The 6041-nt window shown below is 65.7% G+C and carries 5 protein-coding genes; 2 read left to right on the top strand and 3 right to left on the bottom strand.

The genetic code is table 11. The features are described from left to right. On the top strand, nucleotides 1–629 hold a 629-nt coding region (locus AB4Z18_RS19100), incomplete at its 5' end, for an alpha-hydroxy acid oxidase (RefSeq protein ID WP_441784351.1). Between the two features lie 130 nt (nucleotides 630–759). Here AB4Z18_RS19100 and AB4Z18_RS19095 read toward each other — a convergent pair. From AB4Z18_RS19095 to AB4Z18_RS19085, 3 genes are all read right to left on the bottom strand, one after another. Beyond that, nucleotides 760–2442 (bottom strand): ABC transporter substrate-binding protein, encoded by a 1683-nt coding sequence (locus tag AB4Z18_RS19095; protein WP_441784350.1) that lies wholly within the window; start codon nucleotides 2440–2442, stop codon nucleotides 760–762. A gap of 82 nt (nucleotides 2443–2524) precedes the next feature. Beyond that, on the bottom strand, nucleotides 2525–3475 hold the full coding sequence (locus tag AB4Z18_RS19090; RefSeq protein ID WP_441784349.1) for a carbohydrate ABC transporter permease: 951 nt from the start codon (nucleotides 3473–3475) through the stop codon (nucleotides 2525–2527). Further along, the gene (locus tag AB4Z18_RS19085; RefSeq protein ID WP_441784348.1) at nucleotides 3469–4485 is read right to left on the bottom strand and encodes an ABC transporter permease; all 1017 of its coding nucleotides are present in this window, start codon (nucleotides 4483–4485) and stop codon (nucleotides 3469–3471) included. Before AB4Z18_RS19085 ends, AB4Z18_RS19090 begins: the two co-directional genes overlap by 7 nt. Nucleotides 4486–4837: 352 nt before the next feature. Between AB4Z18_RS19085 and AB4Z18_RS19080 the strand changes: the two genes are divergently transcribed. Next, complete coding sequence (locus AB4Z18_RS19080) at nucleotides 4838–6031, top strand: ROK family protein (protein ID WP_441784347.1); 1194 nt, start codon at nucleotides 4838–4840, stop codon at nucleotides 6029–6031. The last annotated feature ends 10 nt before the right edge of the window (nucleotides 6032–6041 follow it).

Below are 6041 nucleotides of genomic sequence, written 5' to 3'. Positions count from 1 at the left end.
GGACGATCGTGAACGCGATCCCGCGGCCGTGGTGGTGGTACGACTTTTTGACCACCCCGAAGCTGGAGTTCGCCTCCCTGTCCGCCACCGGCGGCACCGTCGGTGACCTGCTGAACGCGGCGATGGACCCCTCGATCAACTACGACGACTTGAAGGTGATCCGGGAGATGTGGCCCGGGAAGCTGGTGATCAAGGGCGTGCAGACGGTGGACGACGCCAAGACCCTGGTCGATCATGGGGTGGATGGGATCGTGCTCTCCAACCACGGCGGCCGCCAACTCGACCGCGCACCTATCCCCTTCCACCTGCTCCCCGAAGTGTCGCGGGAGGTGGGGCAGCACACCGAGATCGCGATCGACACCGGCATCATGAACGGCGCCGACATCATCGCCGCCTACGCGTTGGGTGCCAAATTCACCCTCATCGGCCGCGCTTACCTCTACGGCCTCATGGCCGGCGGCCGCGAGGGTGTGGACCGCACCATCCAAATCCTCACCGACCAACTCATCCGCACCATGAAACTCCTCCAGGTCAACACCCTCGCCGAACTCGGCCCGCACCACGTCACCCAACTCGCCCGACTCCAACCGCTGCGCCGCGACCCAGCCGCCGAGAACGCCGACCGCTAACGTCGGAGAAACCGGCCAAAATCTCCGACGCTGGCCTCCCGATCTCCGACGGTGGCAGGCGGACAAAAAAGGAACTCTGGTCGAGCCCGCATCCGGGCCCGACCAGAGTTCCTCGCGTTGCTGCTGCGCCTTACTTCTTCGACTTGTCGTACGCGGTCTGCAGCGTGCTCAGGTAGTCCTTCAGGCCCAGCCCGTCGAAGCCCTTCACGTACGCATCCCAGTCGGTGTCGAGGTTCTTCGATCCGGTGATGAAGGCCAGGGCGTTCTGCGTCACGTAGTTGTCGATGTTCGTCTGCGCGGTGGCGACCTGCGTCGCCTTGGCCGGGTCCGGCCAGACCCGCCACGACGGGTAGATCTGGCTCTCGTCCTCGTGTCCCTTGTACAGCTGGGTCGCCTCGAACAGCCGGCGCTCGTAACCGGAGGTGTCGTAGAGGTCGGTCGGCTCCGCCTGCGACCCGCGGAACGCCTCGTTCTGGTTGTACGTCGAGAGGGCTCCCCACTGGACGGCGTTCGCCTCGTCCTGAGACAGCTGCAGGTTCTTGAACTGCGCCTTCACGCCCGGGTCGAGCGCCTCGTCGCCGGCGTCCGCCTTCGCCCATCCCTTGCCTTCCGGACCGAAGTTGCCGTCGAGCTGGCCCTTCTCGGTGAACAGGTAGTTGACCAGCTTGATCGCGGCGACCTGATCGTTCTTCGACGCCTTGTTGGTCAGCAGGAACGTCGCACCGGGCGTGCTGCCGAAGGCGTACGTCGCGTAGTCCGCGCCGTCGGGCCCGGTCAGCGGCGGCACAGCGTCGTACTGCTTGTCGCGGCCGTCCTTCGCACCCGGGCTCACGAAGATGTACGGGTGGAGGGAGCTGGCGCTGCCGAGCACGACGGGGCCGGAGTTGTTGCCCTCCTGCGCGAGCGCCGCAGGGTTCTGGGTGAACGCTCCCTTGTCGATCAGGCCGGCGTCCCACAGCGACTTGATGTACTTCAGTCCCTCGCGCCATCCGTCCTTGTTGGCCTGGATGTCGACCTTGCCCTTGTTGAGCACCGTCGTCGACTGGGTGCCCTTGTCCGGGTTCTGCGGGTCGTAGATGAACGCGTTCATGAAGAACGGGATCAGGGTGTCGTGCGAGTCGCCGCTGAGCGGGATCTCGTCCTGCTTCCCGTCGCCGTTGGGGTCGCCGTTCTTGAACGCCTCGAGGACCTTCGTCATGTCGTCGGTCGTCTTCGGCATCTGAAGCCCGAGCTTCTTCAGCCAATCGGTGTTCATCCACAGCTTCGCCGGGTACTGGATGTGCAGGGTCTCGGCCAGCTGCGGCAGTCCGTAGATCTTGCCGTCCGGCGACGTCGCCATCGCCTTGTAGTCCGGGTTCTTGTCGAGCACCTTCTGGATGTCGGGGGCGTACTGCTTGATGAGGTCGTTCAACGGGACGGCCACACCCTGCTGCGCCAGCTTCTCGACGTCGACCTGGTTGAACTGGTCCACCCACGGAATGAGGAGGAAGGCGTCCGGGTAGTCGCCGCTGGCCATGAGGATCTGCCGCTTCTCGGGCGCCACCGAGGAGTCCTGGGTGGTGGTCTGCCAGTCGAACTTGATGTTGAACTTCTTCTCGACCTCCTTGGTGAACGCGTTGGTGGCGAGATCCTGACCGGTGCCCTGCTGCGCGAAGACGCTCAGGTGAGCCGTCCCGCCGATCTTGTCATCGGCTGCGGACGACTGGGAGGGGGTGCAGGCGGAGAGCGCGAGCAGCGCCGTGCCGCTCAGCGCGACAGCGAGCACTGCCGAGCGCCGACGCCTGCGGGCGCGACTGTCTGTGATGGAAAACATGGTTCCTCCTTTGGAACATGGATCGCGGGACGGGATGTGCAGTGGTGGGTTCGGGGGCGGGGAGTGCAGGTGCCGGCCGGGCTCAGCCCTTGACCGACCCGATGAGCACTCCCTTGTTGAAGTAGCGGGCGACGAACGGATAGATGACCAGCACCGGGACACTGGTGATCACGATGAGGGCGTACTTCAGCAGGTTGACCAGCTCTTGGTTCTGCGCTTGGGCGGCCAGGTCGTTCGTGCCGCCGTTCGTGGCGTTGAGCACCAGGATGTTGCGCAGCACGAGCTGGAGCGGGAACAGATCGGAGCTCTTCAGGTAGAGCAGCGCGTCGAAGTAGCCGTTCCACTGGCCGATCGCGTACATCAGGGCGATGACGGCGATCAGCGGCTTGGAGAGCGGGAGCACCATCGTCCAGAGGAAGCGCCACTCGCTCGCGCCGTCGAGCTCCGCCGCTTCGACCAGCTCCTCGGGGATCGCAGAACGGAAGAAGGTCCGCGCGATGATCACCTGCCAGACCGCGACGGCCTGCGGGAGAAGCAGCGCCCAGCGGGTGTCGAGCAGTCCGAGGTTCTGGACCACCATGTACGTCGGGATCAGGCCTCCGCTGAACAGCATCGTGAACAGCAGGATGGACATGATCACGTTCCGGCCCATGAAGGTCCGGCGCGAGAGCGGCCACGCGATGCACACCGTCAACGTCGTACTGATCACCGTGCCCGCCACCATGTAGAACAGCGAGTTCGCGTACCCCATCAGAACCTGCGGGTCGGCCAGCACCGTCTGGTAGCCCTTGAGCGTGAAGTCGACCGGCCAGAGGAACACCTCCCCTGCGGTCACCGCATGCGGTGAGGAGAACGAGCTGGCGAGGATGAACAGCAGCGGCAGGAGCACGACCAGCGCGGCCAGGATCAGGCCGAGGTAGATCACGGCCAGCAGAGCGCGGTCGGAGGGCGACTCCCGGATGCGGCGAGGCTTCTTCGGGCGGGCGCTGACGCGCACCTTGGCACGGTCAGCCAGACGGTCGAGGGTTACCACAGTCCACTCCCACTCACGCGACGTGCCACCCAGTTGACGACGAGGAGCAGCACCAGGTTGATCACCGAGTTGAAGAGGCCGACGGCGGTCGCCGTCCCGAAGTCGGCGTTGAGGATGCCCAGCTTGTAGACATACGTTGCGATGATCTCGGACTGGCCGAGATTCAGCGGATTCTGCAGCAGGAACGCCTTCTCGAATCCGATCGCCATGATGTTGCCGACGCTCAGGATCAGAACGATCATCGCCGTCGGCATGATGCCGGGGATGTCCACATGCCAGATCTTGCGGAGCCGGGAGGCGCCATCCACCTTCGCCGCCTCATAGAGCGACGGATCGATCCCCGACAGCGCTGCCATGTAGATGACCGCGGAGTACCCGGCCGTCTGCCAGACATCCGACCACACGTACACGTGCCGGAAGTAGTCGGGATCACCGAGGAAGTCGGGCGCCGGGACTCCGAAGAACCCGAACACCTCGCTGAGGATGCCCATCCTCGGGGCCATGATCAGGATCAGCATCGAGACGACCACGACCGTCGAGATGAAGTACGGCGCGTACGTGACCAACTGCACCGTCTTCTGGAACCAGCGGTGGCGCACTTCGTTGAGGGCGAGGGCGAGGATGATCGGGATGGGGAAGCTCGCCAGCACCGCGTAGCCCGACAGGAGGAGCGTGTTCGCGAGCAGCGTGGGGAACTGCGGGTTCTGCAGCATCAGCTGGAAGTTGGTCCAGCCGACCCACGGGCTGCCCCACACCCCGAGAACGGGGCTGTAGTTCTTGAAGGCGATGATCGCGTTGGAGATCGGCACGTACTTGAAGATCACGAAGTACGCGAGAGGCAGGATCGTGAGCAGATAGAGCTGCCAGTGACGCCGGAGGGCGATCCGCCAGCGTTGGCCCACGCTTCGCCGGCGGCGCGGCACCCGGACGGTCGCCGCCCTCGGTGCTCTCGCCGCCTGCGGGGCACTCGCCTCTGGAGGTGCGCTCGTGGCCGGCGGGGCGCTCGTCACGCGATGCCCCTCTCCTGCACACGGCAGGTGCTACGCGCATCGGCGTGTGCCACTGTGTTTCTCACCTTCGTCATCGAAGACTCCCATTAGGTCGATCTCGCCCCAGCGGGGACTGCGTAAAGCAAAACGTATTTTTTTGCCGTTGTCAATAATTACCGATGGGAGGGTCGGGGCCGACTCGCAAAGTACGCGCCAGCGAGGGGTGCGCCGGTGTCCAGAGGTGAATCGAATTAGAACACGGCAGGAACAAACCGGGCGGTGTGCGTTAGCCTCAGAGCGTGCGACACAAGACTGGCAGAGACGGGCAGCGTGGAGGCGCGGCGCGTCCTGGGCCACGGGCCCAGGGCTCACGATGACCTCGACCGCGCCCATCGGCGTCGGCCGCCGGCCCACGCTGGGTACAGCCAAGTCGGCGGAGATCTTCACACGGATCATCACCCACGGACCCGTCAGCAGGCTCGATATCGGCCGGCTCACCGGGCTTTCGCAAGCCAAGGTCACGAAGACGGTGAGCCCGCTGATCGAGGGCGGTTACGTCACGGTCGGCGAGCATGCGGAGCACTCGTTCCCCGGTCGGCCGGTCCGGCCGTTGAGTGTGGTCCCGCGGTCCATGATCGCCGTCGGGGTCAAGGTCAACGCCGAGGAGATCTTCGCCGTCACCGTGAACCTCGCCAACGAAGTGCTCGGCTCGACGCGCCGGAGGCTCAAGAACCACGACCCGGAGACGACGATCGCGGCGATCGCGACATCGGTGACCTCCCTGATCGAGCAGCTCGGCGATGACGCGGCGCACCTCAGCGGCGTCGGCGTCTCGGTGTCCGGTGACATCGACACGAGCACGGGTACCGTCCGGGATTCGCCCCTGCTGAACTGGACCCACGTGCCGCTCGGGACCGAACTCGCCGAGCGCCTGCGGCTCCCGATCACCGTGGAGAACGATGTCCGGGCGCTCGCGAAGTCCGAGCATTGGTTCGGCGTGGGCAAGGACGCGAGTTCGTTCGCGATCGTCACCATCGGCGCCGGTATCGGCTGCGGGATCTACGTGAACGGCGATGTCGTGGTCGGATCCCACGGGGTCGCGGGTGAGATCGGGCATCTGCCTCTCGCGTCATCCGACGCCGTGTGCGTGTGCGGTCGGCGGGGGTGCGTCGAGGCTGTGGCGTCATCGAACGCCATCCTCGACTCCGTCCGGCGCGGGCGCGGCGAGCCGGAGCTGACCCTGGCGGACGCCATCCGCCTCGCGCACGAGGGCGACCCCACCGCGGTCGACGCGTTCGAGGACGCCGGAACGGCGATCGGCGCCGCCCTGGCGGCCACCGTGAACCTCTTCGGGCCCGAGGTCGTCGTGATCGCCGGCGAAGGGGTCATGGACTACGACCTCTATGAGCGCCGCTTCCGCGAGGAGTTCCTCGCGCACGCATTCGGTGCCGCCGCCAACTGTCGCCTGGTCGTCCGCCGCCACACCTTCACCGATTGGGCGCGAGGCGCTGCGGTCGCGGCTCTCCGCGAGGCTATCGCGGTCTCCGCCGGATCTCCCGTCGACTGACCGACTCGAG

Origin of the sequence: Leifsonia sp. 2TAF2, from assembly GCF_052115085.1 — a bacterium.
Classification (GTDB): Bacteria; Actinomycetota; Actinomycetes; order Actinomycetales; family Microbacteriaceae; genus Leifsonia.
The sequence above is the reverse complement of the archived record's forward strand: the minus strand, read 5'-3'. Positions and strand labels throughout refer to the sequence as shown.

What these genes read in the sequence shown, in the direction of transcription:
- AB4Z18_RS19095 (WP_441784350.1), bottom strand. Translation starts at nt 2,442, where the DNA reads ATGTTTTCCATCACAGACAGTCGCGCCCGCAGGCGTCGGCGCTCGGCA.
- AB4Z18_RS19080 (WP_441784347.1), top strand. Translation starts at nt 4,838, where the DNA reads ATGACCTCGACCGCGCCCATCGGCGTCGGCCGCCGGCCCACGCTGGGT.